The sequence below is a fragment of the Bradyrhizobium sp. genome (assembly GCF_036009065.1).
In the GTDB taxonomy this organism is placed as follows: domain Bacteria; phylum Pseudomonadota; class Alphaproteobacteria; order Rhizobiales; family Xanthobacteraceae; genus Bradyrhizobium.
The window spans coordinates 1-1,570 of record NZ_DASYMN010000241.1; the positions used below are offsets into that span (position 1 = coordinate 1).

1 protein-coding gene and 1 pseudogene are annotated in these 1,570 nt (G+C 65.8%); one reads left to right on the top strand and one right to left on the bottom strand.

What is annotated here, in order from left to right; translation table 11 throughout:
* A pseudogene (locus tag VGP39_RS28175) lies at positions 1-217 on the top strand (transposase); the annotation flags it as partial.
* A 204-nt stretch (positions 218-421) separates the two neighbouring features.
* Here the strand turns inward: VGP39_RS28175 and VGP39_RS14685 are convergent.
* The gene (locus VGP39_RS14685; protein ID WP_327568829.1) at positions 422-1,183 is read right to left on the bottom strand and encodes an IS5 family transposase; all 762 of its coding nucleotides are present in this window, start codon (positions 1,181-1,183) and stop codon (positions 422-424) included.
* Positions 1,184-1,570: the final 387 nt, after the last annotated feature.

Sequence of the window (1,570 nt, forward strand, 5' to 3'; positions counted from 1 at the left end):
GTGCCCGGCCGGAACCACGATCAAGACGCTGGCCACCGTCGAAGGGCAGCGCTGGGTCATCGAGGATGCATTCGAGACGGCGAAAAATGAGCTCGGCCTCGACCACAACGAGACCAGGAGTTGGCACGGCTGGCATCGCCATGTCTCGCTGGTCATGCTGGCCTTCGCCATGCTGGCGTCCATCCAACACAAAGCCAATGCGCCACCCCCAAAAACGCTGATCAACCTGACGCGGACGCGCCGGACCTCATCCGCTGGTCGGTCCAAGAGATCCGCCGCATCGCAATCCGCCTTGCGCAGCGGCGCATCCAACCAGCCCGCGTCATCGCTTGGTCACTCTGGCGGCGCGCGCACCAAGCCGCCGCACAACGCTCACATCTGAAGCGCAAAATGCAGCTGTAATGCTAGGGTCTGTTGACGTTCACCGGGAAGCGATGATGGCGGCCGCGAGATGGATGGTGGCGGCGTAGCTGGTGTCGGTTTTGTCGTAGCGGGTGGCGACAGCCCGGAACTCCTTCAGCTTGGCGAAGGTGTTCTCGATAAGGTGGCGCCAGCGGTACATGTCGCGGTCGAAGCTGATCACGGCCTTGCGGTTGGCCTTGGGCGGGATCACCGCGGCGGCGCCGCGGGCGTCAAGCTCCGCCCTGAGCCAGTCGGTGTCGAAGGCTTTGTCGCCGAGCAGGGCGCCGAAGGCGGCGCCCTCGATCAGCGGCGGCACGCCAACGGTGTCGTGGCGCTGGCCGGGCAGCAGGACGAAGCGCACCAGGGTGCCGAGAGCGTCGGCCAGGGCAAGGATCTTGGTCGTCAGGCCACCCCGCGAGCGACCAATGGCTTGGTTCTCAGTCCCGCCCCTTGCGCCGCTCGCCTTCTGGTGCGCCGTGACGATGGTGCCGTCGATCAGGGCGTATTCGAAGTCCGGCTCGTCGGACAGACACCCGAAGACGCGCTCGAAGACGCCGCCCTTCACCCAGCGGCGGAACCGCTGGAAGACACTGTTCCAGCGACCGAAATCACCCGGCAGATCGCGCCATTGTGCGCCGGTCCGCACCCGCCACAGCACCGCCTCCAGGAACAGCCGGTTGTCTCGGGCCGTCGCACCAGGGTCGGACACCTTGCCAGGCAACAATGGCGCGACCTTCTCCCACACCGCGTCGCTGACCACGAACCGAGACCGCTCCAGCATCGTCCCAACCCCGCCAAAGCGGCGCTCCAATCACAGCCGGGCCGCCGGGGGAACCTGAATGTCAACAGGCCCTAGCAATGGCGACCGCCACATTCACATTGCTGAAGCTGATCCAGGCACCTGCACAGCTTGAGCGCCCTGGCTGCCATCCATATCCTTCACGGCAGGGCGGCTATCCGAATCCGCCTTCGCCTCGCCATTCCGATCTTATCGCGGCCTATTCAGAAGGCACCTATGCGCCCGTGGCTCCTGCCTTTGCTGCTCGCCGCCTGTGCTTCCCCCGTGCCGCCTGAGCCCCCAACATCGCGCAATGCACCGGAGGCGGCAGTCTGCCGTGGCGAAGACGGGCAGGTGTTGCGGCAGGATCCTCGTATCGGCGCCCAGACT